Raw genomic sequence first — 21,848 nt, forward strand, 5'->3', positions numbered from 1 at the left:
CTTTTACTGTTTTATTTCGTATTTTCGCTATCCAGATAGGATCTCAATGTTTGCTGTAACGTACCTTTGGTCTCTGCTTTTTGATCAAAAGTGATTCCTGAATGTATCATTTTTCTTACAAGATCAGGACGCATTCCTGTAATGACTGCGTTTGAACCCATCATCGATACGCCGCTCAATACTTTTTGGAAATGGGAGATGACGTTCATTTCCATGTCTGCAATTCCTGAAAGATCCATAATTAATGTTTGGACTTTCAGCTTTGAAATATCCATCAGTACCTTCTCTTCGATAATCTGCATCCTGTAGTCATCCATCATACCGATTAGAGGAAGTACAGCAACCGAACTGCTGACTGGGATAATCGGGACGGATAAGTGTTCAACCAATTTCCTTTGTGAGTTAAGCAGTTCATCTTTGTACTTTGTATAAGTCAGGAAGAAGGTATTCAGGAATTGGTCAACTCGGTCATTGATCCTTTTCTCGAGCTGGAAGAATTCCTCGCGGTCTGTAAATCGATTGTACGTTTGATCATATTTGTTTAGGAAGTGCCACAAAGTTCGGCGAATGGCCTGAATCCATTCCAGCTTGAATGCCACAGTCAACGAATGTTCTGCCCAGGCGATTCCTTCTTGTTCAGCAAAAGCAACCAGATTGTCTTCCTGCTGCTCCACTATGTAGACAATTAACTTTTCTGCGTTCTTTAAAAGGTCGATATTTCCTTTTTGGAGAATCTCATTAATCTTCGAAGCGACATTCACCGCTTCTGATAATAAGTGTTGTTCGAAAAGTTCCCTATTGGATTGAATGAAATCGGTCACTTCATCTCTTTGGTTAAAAGTTGATTCCATTTTGTGTACACTCCCCAGCTAATTACTTAAATTTATTTAACAACATCGAGATAGTGTTAAGTCTCCTTAATTTAACTGTAACAAACAATGAGAGTAAACTCAAATAATCCAATACCACACAGCCTGATAATCAATTTTTTGCAGGATATGTGCTCAGAAAACCGAAATAATGATATAAGGTTATATTATTTAACAATCATTAGGGGGGAAACAATGGGCTGGTTCATCATTGTTATTATTGCGTACTTACCGATATTTTACCGTATTCATCGCCGTCTGGACTTCTTGGAAAAAGAGGTTGAGCGGTTAAGCAAAGAAAAGGAAGTTATCTAACATGAAACAAGAACAAGAGATGATAGGCCAGCTTCTTGATTGGGCCAGGAAAAACAATAATATCCGGACTGTGCTGATGACAAGTTCACGAGCAAATCCACATGCATTCACTGATCTGTTCACTGATTATGATTTCGAGATTTTCGTGAATGATTTAAATGCTTTTACCGAGGACGATGGATGGCTCGAGCAATTCGGTCAGCTCATAAAAAAAGTGGTTTTAGAGGATGGCAATTGGCGAACGAGACTAGTCCTATACGAAGATGGAACAAAGATAGATTTTCAGATTACGGCTAATGATTTTGTTAAACACCTGGCTTCCCTGTCAGAACTGCCGGAAGGGTATGACAATGGCTATAAAGTCTTGTTAGATAAGGATGGAATCACAAATGGAATCCAGGCTCCTTCTTACAAGGCATATATAACAAAGAAGCCGTCAGCGGAACAATTTGAAGATATTGTCAACAGTTTTTGGGGAGATTCCGCATACGTAGCGAACAGCCTTTGGCGTGATGAATTGTACTTTGCAAAGTACATGCTTGATAATATCATACGATTCCATTATCTCCAGCCTGTGATTGAATGGCACTTGGGAGTAAAACATGAGTGGAGCGTCAATCCCAATAAGTTTGGGCGATGGTTCAAGCGTTACCTGGATACAGAAACATGGGCAGAACTGGAAGGGACTTATGCTGGAGCCGGGATTGAGGAGAACTGGGAGGCTCTTTTCCAGACAGCAGACCTTTTCAGCCGTCTGTCACAGGAAGTCGGGAAGAGTTTGGGTTATGAGTATCCAATGGAATATGAGCGAAAAATGTGGACGTATTTGTTAAAGGTGAAGAAGTTGCCGCAGGATGCTAAAAGTTTTACATAGTAGAAAGACTGCCTGTGCATAATCACAAGGCAGTCTTTTACATTCTAAAAATGATCTAAATAGATTTTCTCTTCGAGACCTGTTTTTGCTGATATAAATTTTCCCTCTTCAAAGTGCTGCAAATCCGGTTCCATGTAAACCAATTCAAAATTTCCGGTTAAAGCTGAGTAAATGACAACAGCTTTTTTGTCACCATTTTTTTCAGAGGAGGCTGGCAGGGTGACTGCATCCAGTTGTTCGAATGAAGGAACATCGGGATTGTGGTGAAAGTTCTCGAGTTCGCCGTTCCTGGCATTAAGGTTAAGAAAAGTTTCCGTCTCAAAAGGTGTATACAAAGTATAACCTTGAACTCTTGGCACAGCTCTGAAGCTATAAACCTTGTATCTGGAATCATTAGCTGAGGAGTTAAAATTAAAGCCTAAAGAAACGAGATCAAAATTAATATCTTTTCCGTATATATTTTCTAAATATAATCTGGCTTTTTTTTCGGCTTTTACCTGATCCAGGATCGGTCCGTCGGTTAGCGGGCCAGTGACTCCAAAATATTCTGTGATTTGGCCGGTGACTGCATCGATCTCTCCGCCATAGCCATTTTTATTCTCAAAGCGATAGACATATATATCGTTTACCGGACTTACTTTTTCCAATTCAAATTCATCTTGCTCAATTTTTAGAGAGTCGGCGATACGGCTTTTTAATTCCGATTCCTTCAGGGGCTCGATCTGATCAGGCATTTTATGAAAACGAGTATAACTGTAGGTTAATAAGTTTACGTTTTCATAAAACTTATCGATCTCCTTAACATCTATAATATGAAGAAAGGAGCTATAGCCATGGTGGGTTTTTTCATACTCTTCCCTAAAATCTTGCCTGTGGATTTGAATATATTCTTTTAACGACTGGTATGCTGATTCATCCGTGTCAGACCACCTGCCCTGGTTAAAACGGATTTTCATCACTTCAAGCATCGCATTCAGTCTTTGAGTATTCAGGATGAGATGAAATTCTGTTGATTTTAATTTGTACTTCTCGATAAAATTCATATGATCTGTAAGTTCATTATTATATTCATGGAAACGATTCATTTCATATGAGTCAAAGTTGATTTGATCTTTGTTTTTCACAACTTCAATTATTCTGTCCATTTGCCCGAGAACATCGTAATAACCATCGGTAGCCATGAATAATTGTTCTCGCTCATTGATGTAATCGGTGAATACCATGGAAAATAGGATGCCGGCAAGAACGACTGAAACCACCCTTAGACGGATCAGTTTCATTTTTAAGATGATTTTATCATCAAGGGCTTTTGATACAGCCGGCTCTTCCATGTCATTTAATTGGATTGTCTTTTCACCAGTTTCGTAAAACTTCTTGCACGCCTCACATTCCTTCAGGTGTCCATCAACTGCTGTTTTAACAGAAGGGGTTAAGTCATTTTCTATATATAACGGATATAGATCCTGGACCACTTCATGTTCCAATTTCATTCTCCATCCTCCATTTGCTTGTAGAGTTCTTTGAATTTTTTTCTGGCCCGGTACAAGCCAACCTTGACCTGGCCGATTGTTTCGTTTGTGATCGCCGCAACTTCTTCATAAGTAAGATCGTTCACATCCCGCAAGATGATATACGTTCTGTAATTTTCCTGCAGCTTCAGTAATGTCAGTTCGATTGCATTTTGGTCATCTAAACGTTTGAATTGATCGTGCTGATGATTTAAGTGCTGGTCAATTCTATCTGATTGAAGCTCCATGCTGGTTTGTTTCTTCTTGCTGAAATTGATATATGTGTTTCTTGCAATTTTAAAAAGCCAGGTTTTTAATGAGGACTCTCCACGGAAGCTGGAAAGCGACTGAAATGCCTTCAGAAAGGTATCCTGGGTAAGATCTTCAGCAATATGTTGATTTAACGTCGCACGGTATAGGTACAAGAAAATCGCTTTCTTGTAATTTTCGTATAATTCAATCCTCGGGTCTGACATTCCATCCCCCTCTCTCTAGAAAACATAGACAGTTAGCATTGCCAAAAGTTACATATTATTTTATTTTTTATATCTAAAAGTGAGTTGAGAATGGTAAAATTAGCTAAAAACGTATCTGTACACTTAATAATATCATCGGTACATAATGAATGTTTTATAGAACGACAGGGGGATCTTTTATGGAATTGACCTTAAGGCCTATAGTTAAGGATAATTGGGAGGAGGCAATACAGTTAAAGGTTAAGGAAGAGCAAAGGAATTTTATAGCCTCCAATCTGTACTCCATCGCAGAAGTCCAATTTCTTGATCAGTTCAAAGTTTCCGCGATTTATGATGGCGATCAGATGGTGGGTTTTTCGATGTATGGAATTGACCCGGATGATCAAAATTATTGGATTTATCGTCTAATGATCGATGAAGCCCACCAGGGAAAAGGATTCGGAACGGAAGCAGTAACATTGATAGTTAACGAGATTAAGAGTGAAAACACAACAGGTATCCCAGTTATCATGATTGGATACAACCAGGAAAATGATGGTGCCAGAGCGACATACACCAAGGCCGGATTTGTTGAGACAGAGATAGCGCCCTGGGGAGAGCAGTTGGCAGCTTATAGCTTAAAAAGATACCCAATGAAAAAGAGATTCATATTTTCCTGAAGTAAATGCTGGGTGTTTGTTGGGTGTATTGAAGGGGCGAATACCAGGTGACGGATCAAGTATACTTAGTAAAGCCAAATATAAAGTTAGAAAAGGAATATTTAGAATTTTACGAAGAGTGGAAAGCAAGCGGGGAGAAATTGGCTCCATCTATCATTAGAAAGGCTCCATCTGATTTTGCAGGCATGGTCGATTTTTTCCTCAATAACGAAAAGGGGATTAATCTTCCTGAAGGCTGGGTGCACAACTCAACATACTGGCTTGTTAATGAGAATAATCGGGTGTTGGGTGCAGCAAATATCAGACATGAGTTAACAGAAAGGCTATATAATTCTGAAGGCCATATTGGCTGTGGTATCCGTCCAAGCGAGCGGCGAAAGGGCTTCGCGACGAAGATTTTGTCATTGTCCCTGGAGAAAATGCACGAGTTAGGAATTTCTAAGGTTCTTGTTACATGCAATGAAGACAATGTCGGATCAGAGCGTGCTATTTTAAAAAATGGCGGCAAAGAGGACGTCAGCTATACAGAGGAAAATGGGAATGTAGTGAAACGGTTCTGGATTGATTTAGAAAAGGATGGAGCCGAACAAGAATATTCTCTAGTAACTTCAGACAGGTTTGGCTTTAAAAGCAGAAAAGCTGTCAAAAGAAAGCCAAACTTCAGACAGGTTTGGTGTTAAACGGGGAAAAGCTGTCAAAAGAAAGGGTAACTTCAGACAGGTTTGATCCCAAACAGAGAAAAGCTGTCAAAAGAAAGGGTAACTTCAGACAGGTTTGATCCCAAACAGAGAAAAGCTGTCATAAGCAGCCTAATTGTTGCCATGCAACCAGCCAATAGAAGCTTTTTATTTTATGACCCTACTGGCCGCATATTATTGCGACTTTATGCAGGACCAACCAATTAACTGATTTCCGGTTTGTTTCCAAATTTACGGTATGAAATGAGTCTTGTCACAACACTTGCCAACGAACCGATTAATGCACTGCCAACAATATCAGAAGGGTAATGGTGACCGACCCAAATCCGGGAAAAACCGGTTAGAGCAGACAACCAGGTCATCATTATCCCTAACCTGCGATGGAACATCAACAGTGAAGTGGAAGCGGCAAAGGCAAGAACAGTGTGCTTGCTCGGGAAGGACGAATTCATTTTTGAAGGAATCAGAATACCAACTCGTCTCTTCTTGAATGGACGAGGCTTATAATAAAAGATTTTAATGAAAAATTGAATCACAAAACTGATAAAAATAGAACTCCCGGTTTCAAGGGCAATCCGTTTGTTGCGTCGGTTCTTAAAAAGGAGTAAGGCTGTTATTAGAATGTAGACATAACGGATACGATTAGACACGAATATCATTAACAAATCCACTGGCCTCAAACGGCCAGATAATCTGTTGATTAACTGGAAAAGATTAAGATCCATAAAGTTTCTCCTCATATTTTTAATCTTACTTTTCCCTGGCTGGTTCTAAAAATGTATTGAAAAAAGGAGAGGATAAAAAATGGAAGCAAAGGTGGTAAATAAAGAAGCATTCAAAGCGATAGGAGTCAAATGGGTCGGCACTTTTGAACAGGCCGCCAAAGGAGAAATTAAAGTTTTTCACAAAAATTTTCTAAATAGCAAGAAACAGATAAATAATGCTGTTAATCCAGAAAATATTCTTGGTCTGTCTTATCACATCACAGATAATGGCTTTACCTATTATCTGGCCCTAGAAGTTGAAGAGGGGACAACTACCCCTGAAGGAATGGAGTTCATCTCGGTTCCGGCCTGTACATTTGCCACAACTGAGTATAAGGGGGCAACTGTGCATGAAGCTTATACAGCCTTGTATACATGGATTAAACAGAATGGATATAATTTAAGCCAGAGTGATTTAGAGCATCTGGAAGAGTATCCAGGGAGTTTTGATCCTGTAATTGATGTACCTGAGCTAAAAATTAATATTCCGATTAAGGGGATTTAAACGAAGGTTATATTAGGGGATGAAGAGGATCCTATTAAAACTTTCCCAAGTTCATTTATATCAAAAAAAAACAAGCACTTTGGAAGCTGCTTGACCAATGGCGTTAGCAAACTTCTTTCTATCAGGCTGAGGTGTTGGTTTTTTCATTTGCCAATATCCTCCCCACCCTGGTTACTGCTTCCTATTCGAAATAATTCAAGTCCTCTTAGTAAGGCATCACCCCCGAAACCAGCCATGATGGACATCAAAAAGACTCTTAGCAGTGAATCAGCTTCGGATGAGACCACTAGAAGTGCGGCGGCTAGGGATCCTGTGAGGATCTCTTCCAGGAACCCCAGGTAAATGAACTTTTTTGTCCTTCTTGGCATGATGATCTTGCCTCGTTTTCTAACATGAGCTGTCAGTCCAACAAATCCACCGATGACCATTGCGAAAATAATGTTTTCTAACATGTTCATCACTCTCCTAAAGTCCAGATTTTTGTTGGGTCGACCCTAGGTAACTCTAGGTGTAATACTATTATACAAGTAGTAATAGTGGAAAAGCATGTGTAAATTTATCGAATTTTCAGTAAATTTAAATAGTAAAAACTATGTGTAACTTTTTGGTAAAATTTAATAATTGGGACCTTTAAAAAAAGTTACAGGCCTTTAGTCATAAAGATTGTTTTTAAATGGGTGTATTGGTAATGGAGAAGAGTAATTGGAGGGAGTTCATTAATGTTTGTTCTAAATGTTGAAGGCGCCGTGTACAGAGAAGGAAAGTGGCTAGTCATTGAACGGAGTACCAAAGAGGAACATGCAGGAGGACTGCTTTCACTTGTTGGGGGAACGGTTGAAAACGAAGGATTCTCAGTAGATTTGCTTGAGCGAACTTTGAAACGGGAGCTCTTTGAGGAAGTTGGGATCACAATAAAGGACGATGTTAAATATGTACGCAATACATCTTTTATTCTCCCGGATGGACGGGAAGTACTCGATCTTGTATTCTATTGTGAAATTGCCGCTGGTGAACCATACCCAAAAAGCAAGGATGAAGTGGAAGCAGTTTATTGGATGACAGCAGCAGAAATTTTTGCTCACCCCAAGGCTCCTATCTGGCTAAAGGAAAGCATTGAAGAGGGAGAAGTTCAAAATAGTAAAATTGAAATCAAATGATGATGCCGCCTTTTCCAGGTGGTTTTATTTTTGCCTGAAAAAGGGATATGTGTAAGTTTAGCGAATAAGTAAATGTATTTTTTAACTTTGAAAAGTGGGGTTGCAAGATGAACGCTGAAGAAGAGTTATTGAGACAGGTTAATTCGGTACTACACACAAATAAACGATGTATTTTAGGTATAGATGGTCTTAGCAGGGCAGGAAAAACCACTTTAGTGAAGAGAATCGCTTCAATGCTTACGGAAAAAGAAATCGAAACTACCGTCATTCACTTGGACGACCATATTGTAGAGCGGTCGAAGAGGTACAATACCGGCCAGGAGGAGTGGCAGGAGTATTATAGCTTACAGTGGGATGTAGATTCGCTAGTGAAATCCTTATTTGACAACTTGATACACTCAGATGAAATTGAACTCTCATATTATGATAATGAGACGGACCAACATGTTAATAGAACACTGAATCTGGCTTTTAAAAAAGTGATAATTGTTGAAGGGATTTTCCTCCAGAGAGAGGAATGGAGACCATATATTGACTATACCGTTTTTATAGACTGTCCAAGAGATGTAAGGTTTGCTAGGGAAAACAGTCAAACTCAATTGAACATTGAAAAATTCAGAAACAGATACTGGAAAGCAGAGGACTACTACATGGAAAAACTTCGTCCCGTAGAAAAAGCTGACCTAGTTGTCCCTTATACTCAATTAATGAACGATTAACTAAGAACTGCAGGTGAAGGGGATTGAATTGGAAAAAGCTATTAAGCTTTGGGAAAAGTACGGAAAAAATGTACTTATGGTGGGACTGATATGCTAGAAAAAGTGCTGCGGCACAGATTGTTATTGGTATCTATTCTTATTGGCTGGATAGAGGTGACAATTACTCCTTTCTTTGATTCAGTCACTGTAACCCCTGATTATGATTTGACAAAGCATAGACTTGGGCTGCCTCTGCCGATTATTGAACAGAACACCTGGTTGACACCATTGGAGGATGCGTTTCCATTTGAATTGGGATTAGTGAGTCCACTGGAGAATCCTACGCAGATCTTAATAGGGAATTATTTATTCCTTGTAGTGGCAGCTGCGTGTGCTGTTTATGTGATTCTTTTAAGTATTGTGTCTTTATATAGAAGGGCTCGGTGATGTTTAATGACAAATGATCTCTCTAATAAATTCAGAAGATTTGCGATCTATGAATGCAGGGAATCAAGTCCGTTATATGAGTTTCTTTCTTTAAAGATTGCTGAAGACGGTGAGATGCTTGAACTTTCATCTTCGGCAAAGAAGGGGCAGCCTGTGCCCAATTTGTTCTTTGGAGCGGTCCACTATTTAATATTGAAAGGATATAATCATAGGCTCTCGGATTTTTATCACAGTATAATAAATCATCCAGGAAAGGCAGAAGATGCATACCCTGCTTTCGTGGACTTTTGCCAAAAATATTCTAATGAGATTATTGGTTTGTTAAAAAATAAAATCGTCCAGACCAACGAAGTCAGACGATGTTCGTATCTTTACCCAGTATTCAGTCATATATATCAAATGACTAAAAAACCATTGGCATTAATTGAAATCGGAACCAGTGCAGGTTTGCAACTATGCGTGGATCAATACAGTTATTCTTATGGAACTGGAGAGTTATATGGGAATCCGAATTCTGAAGTTCATCTGTCCTCTGTAATCAAAGGGAGAAACCCGCTGCTGCAACAAATGAATAAGCCCGAAGTGGCAACAAGGACCGGAATCGACCTGCATATAAATGATGTTGGAAAAATAGAGGATTATTTATGGCTAAAGGCATTGATTTGGCCTGAACACGGTGAAAGACGGGAGTTATTTGAAAAGGCGGCAAGCTTTGTAAGCAATCAAACTTTAAGGTTAATAGAGGGGGATGGTGTCGAAATAATCAGATCCCTATCAACCGAAATTCCGGAAGAACAAGTGATGTGTATATTTCATACTCATGTTGCCAATCAAATGCCCATCGAGACAAAGGTGAAGCTTCTGGAGCAAATAAAAGAAATTGGACAACGAAGGGCAATTTTTCATATATACAATAATATTTACGATGAAAAGCTCCACCTGGATTTTTATCTCGATGGAGAAGAAAGCTTGAACACAATCGGGGAAACCGATGGCCATGGCCGTTGGTTTAAATTGAGTTACTAGAATGTTGGAATTTTTCTGTTAGGGTGAATTATATGGATAAAGGATCTTTAATTATTGCTAGCATAGGTATGGCTATATCCATTTTATACTCAATTTATCAACTTTTTATTAGTAAAACATCAGGCGGATTGGAGAAAGAAGTAGAAGAGAAGATGAAAGCCCGCCCAGTCGCCAATGTTATACGTTATTTGATCTTCATTGCTGTAAACTCTTTCCTTGCAAATATGTTTTTTGACATAGGCTGGCTGTTATGGATTAGTTTTTTTTCGGCATTTGCTTTATGGATTTTGCTGATTGAGCATCAGTTTAACTTTTCATACCTAATCAGTATCATTATGATTCTTTTGATTTTTTTAGGAGCTGGTGTACCGACCCATCAACAATCGTTTATAAACCATATCACTGATAGTACTGAGTACGAATGTTTAAGAATTGAGTGTGTGAAAGTTTCTGATGTCGTTGTGGATGATGAACTGAAGACTGAGGTAAAAGTTTTATCAATTCAGGGTTATTCATTTGATTGGTATATGTTATTTGCCAGAGGAGAACTGATTTTGAAAGATGAAGACGGCAATGTAAATGAATTCAGCGGAATCAACATCGGTGGCCTATGGCTGCTGAACTAATAACTATGATCAGGAGTGGGGATATGATTAGCGATGATAAGAGATTGCTAGCTGAAAGATGGTTCGGAGAATATTTTACACAGGGGAATCTTGGTGTGATTGAGGAACTGACCACTGAGGATTTTGTTTACTATTCGCGAAACGGTGAAAACTCACGGGAATCAATGGTTGATTTCATGAAATGGTATCAATCCGTTTTTCATGATGATGAATGGGTGCTGGAGGATTTGATTGAACAGGGCAATAAGCTGGTAGTGCGTTACACCGGCTGGATGACCTATAAAGGTGGCTGGTTTGATATTCCGTCAGAAAACCAACGGGTAAAAGAGACTGGTATCATGATCTTCATATTTAATGGCAGCAAGGTAAAAGAAATGTGGTGTGAGAATAGCGATGCGGGTATTTTATATGATTTAGGGGCATTGGAAAAAAACTCACGAAGTATTTTAGGAGGGTGAGGAATGGCTGGAACAGTATTTTGGTTTCTGGTTGCAGGATTTGTCGTTCTGTTTATTTGGGGCTTGATGAGTAAATCTAGAAAGCTTCTTATTATAAGTGGATTGGCAATTACCCTGCCATCCCTATATTTTCTGGGCGCGGAGAATGGATTCAGGCTGTTAGCACTAGTTCCGTTGCTTCCCTTCGGATTTAGTTGTTTTTTTGCAAAACAAAAGAAGAACAGCAGATAGATGGAGAGCAGAATTTCACCTGCAGAAAACATTTACTGTGCGGAGGAAAATATGAAAATTCGATTAGCCAATAAAAGGGACATTGAGCAGTTAATAAAGATGAGATGGGACTTTACGCTCGAAGACTACCCAGAAATGGGGGAAGGTGTGAAGTTTAGCTCGTTTGAAAATGAATGCAGAAGGTTTCTTGGAACCGCGATAGACAGCAGCAAGTGGTTTGTTTGGGTAGCTGAGAAAAATGGGCAAATCATTTCCCATATTTATGTTGAGTTGATCCAAAAGGTTCCGCGCCCAGGCAGGGTCACACATCCGTTTGCCTATATGACAAATGTATATACTGTTCCTGAATATAGGGGAAAAGGAACTGGCAGCAAGCTGCTATCACGTGTTAATGAATGGGCCGAGGAAAAGAAGCTTGAATTCATCATTGTTTGGCCCAGCGAAACTAGCAACGAGTTTTATGGCAGAAACGGCTACACACATTGTGCAGAACCAATGGAACGGCATTTTTAAAACGATTGTTCTTAAGAATAACATTTATTTACAATAATATTCAGATAATTTGAAACCTTCTATCCTGATAAACGTATTACCGTATATATTGGGAAATGGAGGAAATGATTATGCCTCGCTTAAGTTTTAATACAGAGAATACAACGAATATAATCCTCGTTACAGCAATTATTTTACTCATCAGCAGTTTGTTCATGCCACTCGTTTTTGTTTATTTTATACAGGATTATCTTTACCTGTCAGCCGATAAATGGTTTTATGATACTCCGCCATCGGCTTATATACTTTTCATGATTGGTATGCTATGGATCTCGGTAACCTTATTCCTGTATTTATTTCTTGATTGGAAGTTTGATTGGAAAGGCGTAAAGTGGATTTCACTTCTCCTCATGTTAGGCTGCATTCCATTTTTTATGTTCGGCGTGTCGAACTATTATTACCTTGATGACAAGGGAATGCACTTTAATGAACATACAACGTTCAATACAATCAATTCTTATTATTGGGAGGATATGAAGGAAGCGAAAGAGATCTTCGTGAAGAACAATGGAGTAACAGTAGTAGACCATTTAAATTTGATTACAAAATCTGGAGAAGTGATTGAACTGCCTTATAACAGCAAGGTTCAGAACAACAGATACAAAATCATGGAGAAACTGCAAGAAAACAATATCACCCTAACCAATAATATGGGAGATTTATATGAATGATTTCAACTTAAAAAGAAAATACGGTGACCGAGCAGACTGGCTTCGTGTGGTTCAGAGAGAATTCATTCAGCAGTATTTTAATGAAGAACGCTTTAAGGGCTACGTTACCTTATTAAAGGTCATCAAAGTGACCGATCCATTAGAGCTGGAATATGGGGATCAAAAGATTTGCATTGTAGATGAAGGTTATACCTGGCTGCAGCATTTCCCAGAGGGTTCACGCCATTCCGTGACAACCATGTATAATGCTGCAGGAGAGATTGTCCAATGGTATATCGATATATGTTATCGCATTGGCATTGAAAATAGCCGTCCATGGATGGATGATCTTTTTTTGGATATCATTATCCTTCCCTCCGGAGAAGTGTTTCACAAAGATGCTGATGAATTAGAATGGGCCTTATCCTCCGGTGCTATAGATGACGAACTATATAAAATTGCAACCTCTGAGGCTGTCTCAATAAAAAAACAAATCGAAGCAAATAAATTTGAATTGCTTCATTTATCTAAGGTGCATAAAGAATTTTTGGAACGGAAGATGGGCAGTTAATGAAATGGTGAGGAGCGATTTGTGTTGGACCATATTGAAGTTCGGGATTTTAAAGAAAGGTTTTTAAGCTTTTATAGAAAAGCAATAGAAACGGAAGTGGATACAGAAGAAAGATGGAAGCTATGGGAGGAGCATTATGGCTTTGCGGCTGTTCCACCTGGTTCAGAAGGAGAAAAGTTAGCAAGACAGCTCCTAGATAATTCGTGGGAACAGTATGAACAGCATATTGAAGACATCATTTCATGGAATCCGGATCAGGCTGCAATAACGGATAAGTTAGGGGAAGTAAAACAAGTTTTAGGATTTAAAGGTGATATTACCTTATTGCTGTTATTCTTTGTTGGCAATTTTGAAGGGAATGCCTTCATTGCTCCTACTGAGGACGGGAACATGGCTTTATGCTTCCCAATTGAGATTCAGTCAAAAAGAGATTCCGAGATTCTTATTTACCACGAATTAGCTCATGTCGTACACTTTCATAAAGCTGACATCAGTACTAATTGGGAACGGTCAATTGCTTCAACGATCATCCAGGAAGGGATCGCGATGCACACAAGCAAGGTGCTTGTACCGGGAAGGAAGCTTGTTGAGTATATTGGAAATGATGATCAATGGGTGACATTATGCAATGAGAAAGAATTAGGGATTCTTTCCGGTGCCATTCCTTTTCTGGAGAAGAGCGATTCCGAATCAGTCTTTCGATTTACATTAGGCGAGGGGACATGCGGATTCCAAAACGAGGCCTATTATATAGGCTGGAAGCTGGTAGAGCATCTATTGGAAAAAGGAATGTCATTGAGTGATTTAGCAGGCTTACACGAGCCAGATTTACCAAGATTTGTTGCAACTCACCTGAATCTATATATAGAAAGCAAATGGTCGGATTATGTATGTAAAGATATATAGATATCGCTTAAAGCCGATGAGGGAGCAAGAATACCTCGAAATACAAAGCGAAGCAGAGCGGATTTATTCGCATTTTATACAGAAACAAACTTTGTTTTTGCAAAGCAGCGAAGATAGGGAAATTTGGCAGGAAATACATATCTATCAAGATAAGAAGAGCTATACTGAAACTGTCTCTTTAGTAGACCAACAGCCTGAAATCCAGGTTTTGTACAACCGGTTCCTTGAGGTGATCAATTCAATTAATGAGATGTCTGAAGAAGACTATCAATTGATTGATATAGATTTTCTACGCGAATTTTCAGAATAGAGTTAAAAGATTTAGGTTAAAAAAGTGAGGGAACAATTTGTATTTCCCCTCACTTTTTTATGCTATCAACTTACTAACAGAATTAAAGGCAGGCGGATACTCAATTTTCCCCTGTAATCCAGTTAATGAACCTTTCTTTAGTTCAAGAGCCATAAATACCTCTTCAGGAACAGGAAAAGGGGGAACTATTCCAAATTGGCTTGTCGGCGAAAAGCCAAAACGAGGGTAAAAATTCGGGTGCCCAAGAACAAAAATATGATCACATCCTAAATCCCTGCAAGCTTTAATTCCTTCATTGACCAAGTCAGAACCGATTCCGCTATTTTGATAATCTGGTTTCACGGACATTGGAGCAAGACCTAAAGTAGGGACAATTCCCTGGTCAGTAACAAGGTGAATGACACTGAAAAGTATATGTCCTATTATTTCACCTTCATTCTTGGCGGCAACGAGGCTCAAACCAGAGACAAAATGCTCCGATTCCCTTATAAGTTCGACTAAAGAAGCTTCATTTTCTCCATTTTCAAAAGCCAAAACAATTAATTCCCTAATGTATGTATAATCATTGGGGTTTTCTGGGCGAATGATATAATCAGCGTTGTTCATATTTCTTGTACTCCTTCCAGACAAGGTTGGGTGTGTGATTGTATCTGATTTCATATTAGCAGAAAATCCCAAAAAAGTAATCGAGATTTTAACAGAAGAAATCCTTTCACTTATCGTACTCTTATCTGTTATGATAAAAGCTGGCTTTTTGCCGGAATCAATATTTTTGAGGAGAACCTGAATGAAAAATAACCTTCCATTTACCATTACCAAGAATGATACGTTCTTTGATTTATTAGGAGATTATATTGGTGATGTCTTTTATGATATATTGCCTGAAAAGGGCTATGAACTGCGTGATGAACAGATTTATATGGCCTTCCAGGTGGAGCAGGCCTTTAAGAATAAAGGAATTGTTTTTGCAGAAGCGGGCGTCGGTACCGGCAAGACATTCGTCTATCTTATTTATGCCATTCTATACGCAAGATATATGGGAAAGCCGGCGATTGTTTCTTGCTCGGATGAGACGTTGATCGAGCAGCTCGTGAAAGAGGGCGGCGATATCGAAAAGCTAGAAAAGGCGCTAGGATTGAAGGTTGATGTCCGTCTCGCAAAAGCAAGGGAACAGTATGTGTGCGTGAAGAAGCTTGACGACCTTTCAAACACGTCGAATGAAAAAGAAATTCTGGATGTCCACGACCAGCTGCCAGATTTCATCTTTGATGAAGGAATCTCAATGAATTCATTCACTCGCTATGGCGACCGAAAGGAATATCCATGGGTCACGAATGAAAAATGGGCTTCTATGGCCTGGGATCCACTTCAGCAATGCTCAACATGCAGCTGGCGCCATCGCTGCGGCCAAACCTTGAACCGTGATTATTATCGTCATGCGGGCGATTTGATCATTTGTTCTCATGATTTTTATATGGAGCATGTGTGGACAAAAGAATCTCGTAAGCGGGAAGGGCAGATGCCATTGCTTCCAGACGCAAGTACGGTGATTTTTGACGAAGGCCATTTGCTTGAATTCGCGGCGCAAAAGGGATTAACATATCGGTTCAACTCTCAAACTTTGACCACTGTCCTTACAGGATATATGCACCAGGACGTCCGGGAAGAATCTCTTTATTTAATCGAAGATATTCTGGAGCTCCATGATGCATGGTTTGACCTTTTGGTTAAAAATTCCTCGGCAGTAGAAGGGTCTAATCGAAAAGAAGTACCGATGCTATCAAATATCAGGCAGACTGCGGAAACTCTTGAGAAAAAGGTTACCGATTTAATGGACCAGCTGGTTTTTGATGCCGAAATGTTCCTGATCGACGAGTACCATTTAAAGATCATGGAAGAATATCTCGAGTTTTTCGCTTATGGTCTATCGATTTTCCTAAAGAACGACGAAGGGATTTTCTGGCTAGAAGAGAATGAAGTACAAACATCGCTGGTTATCATGCCTCGACTCGTTGAGGATATATTGAAAAAAGAAGTATTTTCACAAAACATCCCATTTGTATTTTCATCAGCTACATTGTCCCAGGGGGGAGACTTCAGCTATATAGCGAAAAGCCTGGGGATTGAAAAATACTCCTCCTTTACTGTTGCATCTCCATTTGAGTATGAAGAGCAAATGGAACTGGTTGCACACAGTGAGGATGATGAAATAAAGAAATGGGACAAAATAGGAGAAGACCTTAGGTCCAGCAATGGCAGCTCTCTTGTTCTGTTCTCGTCCGAACAAGAGATGGAACGATTCCGGGCATGGACTGAAAATCAAGAATGGAGTTTCCCTATCTTGTTTGAGGGAGACCGTGAAATTAGTGAAACCGTTAAGGGATTCCAGAATGGCATTGCAACCGTTCTATGTTCATACAGTCTATGGGAAGGATTGGATGTCCCGGGAGAGTCATTAATCCAAGTCATCATCTCGTCCTTGCCATTCCCGCCTCATGACCCAGTCTTCCAGGCGAAAAGAAAGCATGCGGATAATCCAGCTGCAGAGGTTGATATACCTTATATGCTGCTCCGCCTAAGACAGGGAATGGGCCGCTTGATCAGAAGCAGCCAGGATAGCGGAACAGTGCATGTATGGCTGACTGCAAATCAAAAAGCAGCGTACTTTGAAGAAATAAAAGGTGTGCTGCCTGTTCAAAATATTCAATGGAAATAGAAAAATCCCGAAAGGACAATCCTTTCGGGATTTTTCAGTTAGATGTTAGCCTCTGCAGCCACATTTTCTATGGCGGCGGTCACGATCGTCATCCCGATCATCCCGAGCGCCTGCTACTAAATCCTCAAGTATACAACGGCGCACAGCACGGCAGAGGTCATCAAAATCAACAGTTGCCCTGACTTTGTCTCTGTCCCGGTTAGGGAAAAACACGCCAGCTACATCATTATCATTTCGATTGTATCCCATTAGAAACTCAACTCCTTTCCATCATGAAAGATACTTACACAATATCTTATGTGGAGAGGGACAAGTTGTCAGGGTCTCTACCTATTTTTTTCATAAATGTGCTAGTCTCATATAGAAGTAGTTAAAAAGTTTAGCAGATAGAAAAAAGCAAGCGAAGGCCGCTTGCTTTTTTTAATGCATATGGCGGTATACACCAATGACTTTACCAAGAATGGATACATTTCGAAGGATAATTGGATCCATCGTAGGGTTTTCCGGCTGCAGCCTGAAATAATCCTTTTCCTTGAAGAAGCGCTTTACTGTTGCTTCATCATCCTCTGTCATCGCAACAACAATGTCTCCGTTATTAGCTGTTTTCTGCTGCTTGACAATAACGTAGTCGCCATCAAGAATGCCTGCTTCAATCATACTGTCCCCCATGATTTCGAGCATGAAAACCTGCTCATCATGTGGAACAAGGCGGTCAGGAAGAGGAAAGTACTCTTCTACATTTTCGATTGCGGTAATTGGCATACCAGCAGTTACTTTACCGACAACAGGTACATTGACCACTTTATATTTAGGGATGCGGCTATCTTCTTCTATTTCGAGAATTTCTATTGCACGCGGCTTAGTAGGATCGCGTCGGATCAAGCCTTTGCTTTCAAGTCTTGCAAGGTGTCCATGGACAGTGGAGCTGGAAGCAAGCCCCACAGCTTCACCGATTTCGCGTACGGATGGCGGATACCCTTTTTTCTTGACTTCACCTTTTATGAATTCAAATATATCTTGTTGACGCTTCGATAACTTTGTCATATTCACGCACCTCGTATATTTTCTTGTCCTAATTATACCATGTCTTTTCCACAGATACAAACATAAGTTCGAATTTTTAGGTTGACACAAAACAAATGTTCGATTTATAATAAAATCAATAAACCGAACATACATTCGTCAAGGGGTGCCGTAAATGAAAAAGCTTTGGGAAAACTATTCATATGCAATGATCCTGCTTGCTGTCAGCTTAATTTTTTCAATCGTCGCAAAAGCACAGTTAAATAACGAGGATGCATACATAACTGTTACTATAGAAGAAGGGCAATCATTATGGGAGATTGCTGAATCATTTGCCAGTGAACATAATCTTTCTGAAAATGAATTTATAAGCTGGGTAGAAAAAGAAAACGGAATTATAGGTGAAACAATCGTTCCAGGCGATGAGCTGGTAATCCCTGTGGAGGCTGAGCATATTGAACCAACACAGATTGCGGATGCGGAAAGATAGGATGAAATAAGGTGACAACATGAAAGCAATTATCTATTGCCGCGTAAGTACAACAAAGGAAACACAGGAAACTTCCCTGGCCAGACAGGAGGAAGAGCTGCTGCGGCTGGCAGGCAATTATGGTTTTGAAGTAGCTAGTATTATTAAGGAACAAGCTAGTGGTTATGATCTTGAGAGAGAAGGGATTCTTGAACTGCTGGAACTGATCAAGGATAAGAAGATTGGTGCCCTGTTGATTCAGGATGAGACGAGACTTGGAAGAGGAAATGCCAAAGTCGCGATTCTTCATTGCATCTTGAAAGAAAATGTAAAGTTATATAGTGTCTCCCACAGTGGGGAGCTCCAGTTATCCGAATCAGATTCGATGGTGCTCCAAATTGTCAGTATGGTGGAAGAGTATCAGAGGAAGATCCACAATATTAAAATCAAGCGTGGGATGAAACGAGCAGTTGAGCATGGATATAAACCGCAGCGCAACTTGAAAAATCAAGGTGAAAACTCCGGCCGGGAACGAAAAGAGATGCCGGTCGAGGAAATTGTCAGACTGCGTAATAACGGGCTTACCTTTGCTGAAATCGCAGCAACACTAAGGGGTTTTGGATATGACGTATCCAAAGCAACGGTAAACCGAAGATATCTTGAGTATACAGAGACAGAGGAATAAGAAAGCTCTATTCTTGTAAAATCCAAAAAATTTTAGTAAGATGACATTTGACGTAATTTTTTACAAAGGAGCTTTACAATGCTATCAAGTGATAAAATTGCTAGAATCAATGAACTGGCAAGGAAAGCAAAATCATCAAAGTTGACAGAAGAAGAAGCAAAGGAACAAACAAAGCTTCGTGCGGAATATCTACAATCTTTCCGATCTTCTATGCTTAATACACTTAAAGGTGTTACCATTGTGGATCCTGAAGGCAATGATGTTACCCCTGATAAGCTCAAAGAAGAAAAAACGAAGAACAAGCTTCATTAAATATATGAAAAAATGGAATACATACAGCATGTATTCCATTTTTATTTTGTTGTAAATTCTTTGACACCGACAAAAGCAGTATTACGATTACTTCCGGCTGTTCGGGCTATTCAGAATTCCTAAATAATGCACTCTGCTGCAATATCTTTTGCATCTGCATAAGCAGTGCATTTACATAACAATAGCTAGTTTGTGTCAAAATAGATAACAATACGGCCATTTCTGTCTCCTTCAGGCATAATTTGTTGTATAATAATTTCTCTCGCTATAATATTAAGGATGTAGCTAGTACCTATAGAAAGGATGTATTTAATGTTTAAAGAAATTGATATGCTTTCAATTGATTCCATCCGTACTTTATCAATTGATGCAATTGAAAAGGCAAATTCCGGCCACCCTGGCATGCCGATGGGGGCAGCTCCGATGGCTTACACATTGTGGACTCGTTATATGAACATCAACCCAAAGAATCCAGAATGGTTTAACCGCGACCGTTTTGTATTGTCTGCAGGACATGGTTCAATGTTGTTATACAGCTTGCTCCATCTTGCAGGTTATGATTTAACCATGGATGATATTAAACAATTCCGCCAGTGGGGCAGCAAGACTCCAGGACACCCTGAGTTCGGCCATACTGCCGGTGTAGACGCAACAACTGGACCGCTTGGCCAGGGGATTGCTATGGCAGTCGGTATGGCAATGGCTGAACGTCATCTTGCTGCAGTCTACAATAAAGATAACTTTAATATCGTTGATCACTATACATATAGTATTTGCGGTGACGGCGATCTAATGGAGGGTGTATCTGCTGAAGCAGCATCACTTGCAGCTCACCTGAAGCTAGGCAGAATGATCGTTCTTTATGATTCGAATGATATTTCTTTGGATGGCGATCTGGATAAGTCATTCTCAGAAAGTGTTGAAGGACGTTTCAAGGCGTATGGCTGGCAATATATTCGCGTGGAAGATGGCAATAACCTTGAAGAGATCGCAAAAGCAATTGAAGAAGCAAAGACGGATGAAGACCGTCCGACAATGATTGAAGTAAAAACGATTATCGGCTATGGTTCACCTAACCTATCAGGTAAATCAGATGTTCACGGCGCTCCGCTTGGGGCTGATGAATTGAAGCTTACGAAGGAAGCTTATAAGTGGACTTTCGAAGAAGACTTCCATGTGCCAAGTGAAGTGTACGATCACTTCAAACAGCAAATCGCTGAAAAAGGTGAACAAACAGAACAGGCTTGGAACGAACTTTTTGCAAAATATAAGAGTGAATATCCTGAACTAGGAGCCCAGCTTGAAAAAGCCATGAAGGGTGAGTTAGTCGAAGGATGGGATAAAGACATTCCTGTATACGAGGAAGGAAAGAGTCTTGCGAGCCGTGCTTCCTCTGGAGAAGCACTTAACGGAATCGCGAAGAACCTTCCATACTTGGTCGGTGGATCTGCTGACCTTGCTGGATCAAATAAAACAATGATCAAGGGATCAGGCGACTTTTTCCCGAATTCATTCGAAGGCCGCAACATCTGGTTTGGTGTCCGTGAATTCGCTATGGGTGCTGCGATGAACGGTATGGCGCTTCACGGCGGACTAAAGATATTTGGCGGAACATTCTTTGTGTTCTCTGACTACCTAAAGCCGGCAATCAGACTTGCTGCACTAATGGGCTTGCCTGTAACTTACGTATTCACTCATGACAGTATCGCAGTAGGGGAAGACGGTCCTACGCACGAACCAGTTGAGCAGCTGGCAGGACTTCGCGCAATGCCGAATCTGTCAGTGATACGTCCTGCAGATGGGAACGAAACAGCGGCTGCATGGAAGCTTTCAGTTGAATCAACCAAGACGCCAACAGCTCTTGTGTTGACTCGCCAAAACCTGCCGACAATCAAAGATACTGACAAGAACGCTTATGAAGGCGTATCTAAAGGTGCCTATGTCATTTCTCCGGCTGGAAAAGACACTGCTGACGCACTGCTTCTGGCAGCAGGATCAGAAGTTGGACTTGCAGTGGAAGCCCAACAAGCTCTGGCTTCAGAAGGCATTGACGTTGCGGTTGTCAGCATGCCTTCATGGGACCGTTTCGAACAACAGTCCAAGGAATACAAAGAAAGCGTAATTCCTAAGTCTGTCAAGAAGCGTCTTGGAATTGAAATGGGATCTTCACTTGGCTGGCACCGTTACGTGGGTGACGAAGGGGAAGTTCTTGCAATCGATACATTTGGAGCGTCTGCTCCTGGCGAGAAGATCTTGGAAGAGTACGGCTTCTCTGTAAACAATGTAGTCGCACGCGTAAAAGCATTACTTGAGCAAAACTAAATAATTGAATGTAAAAGAGTA

28 protein-coding genes and 1 pseudogene are annotated in these 21,848 nt (G+C 40.2%); 21 read left to right on the plus strand and 8 right to left on the minus strand.

What is annotated here, in order from left to right; genetic code table 11:
* Nucleotides 1–11: 11 nt before the first annotated feature.
* Entirely contained in the window at nt 12–851 is an 840-nt protein-coding gene (locus FOF60_RS09500; RefSeq protein WP_192471256.1) for an STAS domain-containing protein, read from the minus strand.
* A 334-nt stretch (nt 852–1,185) separates the two neighbouring features.
* Between FOF60_RS09500 and FOF60_RS09505 the strand changes: the two genes are divergently transcribed.
* Entirely contained in the window at nt 1,186–2,058 is an 873-nt protein-coding gene (locus tag FOF60_RS09505) for an aminoglycoside 6-adenylyltransferase (RefSeq protein ID WP_192471257.1), read from the plus strand.
* 44 nt (nt 2,059–2,102) lie between these two features.
* Here the strand turns inward: FOF60_RS09505 and FOF60_RS09510 are convergent, their stop codons facing one another.
* Both FOF60_RS09510 and FOF60_RS09515 read right to left on the minus strand, forming a co-directional pair.
* Nucleotides 2,103–3,548 (minus strand): zf-HC2 domain-containing protein, encoded by a 1,446-nt coding sequence (locus FOF60_RS09510; protein ID WP_192471258.1) that lies wholly within the window; start codon nt 3,546–3,548, stop codon nt 2,103–2,105.
* A complete protein-coding gene (locus FOF60_RS09515; RefSeq protein ID WP_192471259.1) occupies nt 3,545–4,042 on the minus strand; it encodes an RNA polymerase sigma factor in 498 nt (165 codons plus the stop codon). Before FOF60_RS09515 ends, FOF60_RS09510 begins: the two co-directional genes overlap by 4 nt.
* A gap of 179 nt (nt 4,043–4,221) precedes the next feature.
* Between FOF60_RS09515 and FOF60_RS09520 the strand changes: the two genes are divergently transcribed.
* Nucleotides 4,222–4,701: a GNAT family N-acetyltransferase gene (locus FOF60_RS09520; RefSeq protein ID WP_192471260.1), complete on the plus strand. Its 480-nt coding sequence runs from the start codon at nt 4,222–4,224 to the stop codon at nt 4,699–4,701.
* Between the two features lie 47 nt (nt 4,702–4,748).
* Nucleotides 4,749–5,270: pseudogene (locus FOF60_RS09525) on the plus strand (GNAT family N-acetyltransferase); the annotation flags it as partial.
* A gap of 332 nt (nt 5,271–5,602) precedes the next feature.
* Here FOF60_RS09525 and FOF60_RS09530 read toward each other — a convergent pair.
* Nucleotides 5,603–6,124 carry an undecaprenyl-diphosphatase gene (locus FOF60_RS09530; protein ID WP_192471262.1) on the minus strand — a complete coding sequence of 174 codons (522 nt, stop codon included), beginning with the start codon at nt 6,122–6,124 and terminating at the stop codon, nt 5,603–5,605.
* A 79-nt stretch (nt 6,125–6,203) separates the two neighbouring features.
* On the opposite strand from FOF60_RS09530, the gene FOF60_RS09535 reads away from it, so the two are divergent.
* Nucleotides 6,204–6,668, plus strand: coding sequence for a GyrI-like domain-containing protein (locus FOF60_RS09535; RefSeq protein WP_192471263.1), 465 nt, complete (start codon nt 6,204–6,206; stop codon nt 6,666–6,668).
* 143 nt (nt 6,669–6,811) lie between these two features.
* Here the strand turns inward: FOF60_RS09535 and FOF60_RS09540 are convergent, their stop codons facing one another.
* Nucleotides 6,812–7,120: a DUF4257 domain-containing protein gene (locus FOF60_RS09540; protein WP_192471264.1), complete on the minus strand. Its 309-nt coding sequence runs from the start codon at nt 7,118–7,120 to the stop codon at nt 6,812–6,814.
* A 267-nt stretch (nt 7,121–7,387) separates the two neighbouring features.
* On the opposite strand from FOF60_RS09540, the gene FOF60_RS09545 reads away from it, so the two are divergent.
* The 12 genes from FOF60_RS09545 (at nt 7,388) to FOF60_RS09600 (ending at nt 14,300) form a co-directional block, all read left to right on the plus strand.
* On the plus strand, nt 7,388–7,825 hold the full coding sequence (locus FOF60_RS09545; RefSeq protein WP_192471265.1) for an NUDIX hydrolase: 438 nt from the start codon (nt 7,388–7,390) through the stop codon (nt 7,823–7,825).
* A 107-nt stretch (nt 7,826–7,932) separates the two neighbouring features.
* On the plus strand, nt 7,933–8,544 hold the full coding sequence (locus tag FOF60_RS09550; protein WP_192471266.1) for a kinase: 612 nt from the start codon (nt 7,933–7,935) through the stop codon (nt 8,542–8,544).
* A gap of 90 nt (nt 8,545–8,634) precedes the next feature.
* Nucleotides 8,635–8,970 carry a hypothetical protein gene (locus tag FOF60_RS09555; protein WP_192471267.1) on the plus strand — a complete coding sequence of 112 codons (336 nt, stop codon included), beginning with the start codon at nt 8,635–8,637 and terminating at the stop codon, nt 8,968–8,970.
* Between the two features lie 6 nt (nt 8,971–8,976).
* Entirely contained in the window at nt 8,977–9,996 is a 1,020-nt protein-coding gene (locus tag FOF60_RS09560; RefSeq protein ID WP_192471268.1) for a DUF2332 domain-containing protein, read from the plus strand.
* A 32-nt stretch (nt 9,997–10,028) separates the two neighbouring features.
* Complete coding sequence (locus tag FOF60_RS09565; RefSeq protein WP_192471269.1) at nt 10,029–10,622, plus strand: hypothetical protein; 594 nt, start codon at nt 10,029–10,031, stop codon at nt 10,620–10,622.
* A 23-nt stretch (nt 10,623–10,645) separates the two neighbouring features.
* Complete coding sequence (locus tag FOF60_RS09570; protein ID WP_192471270.1) at nt 10,646–11,080, plus strand: ester cyclase; 435 nt, start codon at nt 10,646–10,648, stop codon at nt 11,078–11,080.
* A gap of 3 nt (nt 11,081–11,083) precedes the next feature.
* Nucleotides 11,084–11,311, plus strand: coding sequence for a hypothetical protein (locus tag FOF60_RS09575; RefSeq protein WP_192471271.1), 228 nt, complete (start codon nt 11,084–11,086; stop codon nt 11,309–11,311).
* Nucleotides 11,312–11,362: 51 nt separating this feature from the next.
* Nucleotides 11,363–11,824: a GNAT family N-acetyltransferase gene (locus tag FOF60_RS09580; protein WP_192471272.1), complete on the plus strand. Its 462-nt coding sequence runs from the start codon at nt 11,363–11,365 to the stop codon at nt 11,822–11,824.
* 110 nt (nt 11,825–11,934) lie between these two features.
* A complete protein-coding gene (locus FOF60_RS09585; protein WP_192471273.1) occupies nt 11,935–12,534 on the plus strand; it encodes a hypothetical protein in 600 nt (199 codons plus the stop codon).
* The gene (locus FOF60_RS09590; RefSeq protein ID WP_192471274.1) at nt 12,527–13,084 is read left to right on the plus strand and encodes a ribonuclease FAU-1 family protein; all 558 of its coding nucleotides are present in this window, start codon (nt 12,527–12,529) and stop codon (nt 13,082–13,084) included. The genes FOF60_RS09585 and FOF60_RS09590 overlap by 8 nt, the downstream gene beginning before the upstream one ends.
* Nucleotides 13,085–13,108: 24 nt before the next feature.
* The gene (locus FOF60_RS09595) at nt 13,109–13,990 is read left to right on the plus strand and encodes a DUF2268 domain-containing putative Zn-dependent protease (protein ID WP_192471275.1); all 882 of its coding nucleotides are present in this window, start codon (nt 13,109–13,111) and stop codon (nt 13,988–13,990) included.
* The gene (locus FOF60_RS09600; RefSeq protein ID WP_192471276.1) at nt 13,971–14,300 is read left to right on the plus strand and encodes a hypothetical protein; all 330 of its coding nucleotides are present in this window, start codon (nt 13,971–13,973) and stop codon (nt 14,298–14,300) included. Before FOF60_RS09595 ends, FOF60_RS09600 begins: the two co-directional genes overlap by 20 nt.
* A 57-nt stretch (nt 14,301–14,357) precedes the next feature.
* Here FOF60_RS09600 and FOF60_RS09605 read toward each other — a convergent pair whose 3' ends face one another.
* A complete protein-coding gene (locus tag FOF60_RS09605; protein WP_192471277.1) occupies nt 14,358–14,906 on the minus strand; it encodes a GNAT family N-acetyltransferase in 549 nt (182 codons plus the stop codon).
* 181 nt (nt 14,907–15,087) lie between these two features.
* Here FOF60_RS09605 and FOF60_RS09610 point away from each other — a divergent pair, with 181 nt between their 5' ends.
* On the plus strand, nt 15,088–17,016 hold the full coding sequence (locus FOF60_RS09610) for an ATP-dependent DNA helicase (RefSeq protein WP_192471278.1): 1,929 nt from the start codon (nt 15,088–15,090) through the stop codon (nt 17,014–17,016).
* A 45-nt stretch (nt 17,017–17,061) separates the two neighbouring features.
* Here FOF60_RS09610 and FOF60_RS09615 read toward each other — a convergent pair whose 3' ends face one another.
* Both FOF60_RS09615 and lexA read right to left on the minus strand, forming a co-directional pair.
* Nucleotides 17,062–17,265, minus strand: coding sequence for a hypothetical protein (locus FOF60_RS09615; RefSeq protein ID WP_192471279.1), 204 nt, complete (start codon nt 17,263–17,265; stop codon nt 17,062–17,064).
* A 171-nt stretch (nt 17,266–17,436) separates the two neighbouring features.
* On the minus strand, nt 17,437–18,060 hold the full coding sequence (lexA, locus tag FOF60_RS09620; protein ID WP_023614724.1) for a transcriptional repressor LexA: 624 nt from the start codon (nt 18,058–18,060) through the stop codon (nt 17,437–17,439).
* A gap of 154 nt (nt 18,061–18,214) precedes the next feature.
* Between lexA and FOF60_RS09625 the strand changes: the two genes are divergently transcribed.
* The 4 genes from FOF60_RS09625 to tkt all read left to right on the plus strand — a co-directional run bounded on the left by FOF60_RS09625 (nt 18,215) and on the right by tkt (nt 21,827).
* Nucleotides 18,215–18,529, plus strand: a complete 315-nt coding sequence (locus FOF60_RS09625) for a cell division suppressor protein YneA (protein WP_192471280.1) — start codon at nt 18,215–18,217, stop codon at nt 18,527–18,529.
* 19 nt (nt 18,530–18,548) lie between these two features.
* Nucleotides 18,549–19,193: a YneB family resolvase-like protein gene (locus FOF60_RS09630; RefSeq protein ID WP_192471281.1), complete on the plus strand. Its 645-nt coding sequence runs from the start codon at nt 18,549–18,551 to the stop codon at nt 19,191–19,193.
* Between the two features lie 78 nt (nt 19,194–19,271).
* Nucleotides 19,272–19,505, plus strand: a complete 234-nt coding sequence (locus tag FOF60_RS09635) for a DUF896 domain-containing protein (protein WP_102262345.1) — start codon at nt 19,272–19,274, stop codon at nt 19,503–19,505.
* Nucleotides 19,506–19,817: 312 nt separating this feature from the next.
* Nucleotides 19,818–21,827 (plus strand): transketolase, encoded by a 2,010-nt coding sequence (gene tkt, locus FOF60_RS09640; RefSeq protein ID WP_192471282.1) that lies wholly within the window; start codon nt 19,818–19,820, stop codon nt 21,825–21,827.
* Nucleotides 21,828–21,848 lie beyond the last annotated feature (21 nt).

The organism is Mesobacillus jeotgali (genome assembly GCF_014856545.2).
Lineage (GTDB): Bacteria > Bacillota > Bacilli > Bacillales > Cytobacillaceae > Mesobacillus.

Excerpts from the sequence above, each read along its gene's own strand:
- FOF60_RS09500 (WP_192471256.1), bottom strand. The coding sequence starts at position 851 with ATGGAATCAACTTTTAACCAAAGAGATGAAGTGACCGATTTCATTCAA.
- FOF60_RS09505 (WP_192471257.1), top strand. The coding sequence starts at position 1,186 with ATGAAACAAGAACAAGAGATGATAGGCCAGCTTCTTGATTGGGCCAGG.
- FOF60_RS09510 (WP_192471258.1), bottom strand. The coding sequence starts at position 3,548 with ATGAAATTGGAACATGAAGTGGTCCAGGATCTATATCCGTTATATATA.
- FOF60_RS09515 (WP_192471259.1), bottom strand. The coding sequence starts at position 4,042 with ATGTCAGACCCGAGGATTGAATTATACGAAAATTACAAGAAAGCGATT.
- FOF60_RS09520 (WP_192471260.1), top strand. The coding sequence starts at position 4,222 with ATGGAATTGACCTTAAGGCCTATAGTTAAGGATAATTGGGAGGAGGCA.
- FOF60_RS09530 (WP_192471262.1), bottom strand. The coding sequence starts at position 6,124 with ATGGATCTTAATCTTTTCCAGTTAATCAACAGATTATCTGGCCGTTTG.
- FOF60_RS09535 (WP_192471263.1), top strand. The coding sequence starts at position 6,204 with ATGGAAGCAAAGGTGGTAAATAAAGAAGCATTCAAAGCGATAGGAGTC.
- FOF60_RS09540 (WP_192471264.1), bottom strand. The coding sequence starts at position 7,120 with ATGTTAGAAAACATTATTTTCGCAATGGTCATCGGTGGATTTGTTGGA.
- FOF60_RS09545 (WP_192471265.1), top strand. The coding sequence starts at position 7,388 with ATGTTTGTTCTAAATGTTGAAGGCGCCGTGTACAGAGAAGGAAAGTGG.
- FOF60_RS09550 (WP_192471266.1), top strand. The coding sequence starts at position 7,933 with ATGAACGCTGAAGAAGAGTTATTGAGACAGGTTAATTCGGTACTACAC.
- FOF60_RS09555 (WP_192471267.1), top strand. The coding sequence starts at position 8,635 with ATGCTAGAAAAAGTGCTGCGGCACAGATTGTTATTGGTATCTATTCTT.
- FOF60_RS09560 (WP_192471268.1), top strand. The coding sequence starts at position 8,977 with ATGACAAATGATCTCTCTAATAAATTCAGAAGATTTGCGATCTATGAA.
- FOF60_RS09565 (WP_192471269.1), top strand. The coding sequence starts at position 10,029 with ATGGATAAAGGATCTTTAATTATTGCTAGCATAGGTATGGCTATATCC.
- FOF60_RS09570 (WP_192471270.1), top strand. The coding sequence starts at position 10,646 with ATGATTAGCGATGATAAGAGATTGCTAGCTGAAAGATGGTTCGGAGAA.
- FOF60_RS09575 (WP_192471271.1), top strand. The coding sequence starts at position 11,084 with ATGGCTGGAACAGTATTTTGGTTTCTGGTTGCAGGATTTGTCGTTCTG.
- FOF60_RS09580 (WP_192471272.1), top strand. The coding sequence starts at position 11,363 with ATGAAAATTCGATTAGCCAATAAAAGGGACATTGAGCAGTTAATAAAG.
- FOF60_RS09585 (WP_192471273.1), top strand. The coding sequence starts at position 11,935 with ATGCCTCGCTTAAGTTTTAATACAGAGAATACAACGAATATAATCCTC.
- FOF60_RS09590 (WP_192471274.1), top strand. The coding sequence starts at position 12,527 with ATGAATGATTTCAACTTAAAAAGAAAATACGGTGACCGAGCAGACTGG.
- FOF60_RS09600 (WP_192471276.1), top strand. The coding sequence starts at position 13,971 with ATGTATGTAAAGATATATAGATATCGCTTAAAGCCGATGAGGGAGCAA.
- FOF60_RS09605 (WP_192471277.1), bottom strand. The coding sequence starts at position 14,906 with ATGAACAACGCTGATTATATCATTCGCCCAGAAAACCCCAATGATTAT.
- FOF60_RS09610 (WP_192471278.1), top strand. The coding sequence starts at position 15,088 with ATGAAAAATAACCTTCCATTTACCATTACCAAGAATGATACGTTCTTT.
- FOF60_RS09615 (WP_192471279.1), bottom strand. The coding sequence starts at position 17,265 with ATGGGATACAATCGAAATGATAATGATGTAGCTGGCGTGTTTTTCCCT.
- lexA (WP_023614724.1), bottom strand. The coding sequence starts at position 18,060 with ATGACAAAGTTATCGAAGCGTCAACAAGATATATTTGAATTCATAAAA.
- FOF60_RS09625 (WP_192471280.1), top strand. The coding sequence starts at position 18,215 with ATGAAAAAGCTTTGGGAAAACTATTCATATGCAATGATCCTGCTTGCT.
- FOF60_RS09630 (WP_192471281.1), top strand. The coding sequence starts at position 18,549 with ATGAAAGCAATTATCTATTGCCGCGTAAGTACAACAAAGGAAACACAG.
- FOF60_RS09635 (WP_102262345.1), top strand. The coding sequence starts at position 19,272 with ATGCTATCAAGTGATAAAATTGCTAGAATCAATGAACTGGCAAGGAAA.
- tkt (WP_192471282.1), top strand. The coding sequence starts at position 19,818 with ATGTTTAAAGAAATTGATATGCTTTCAATTGATTCCATCCGTACTTTA.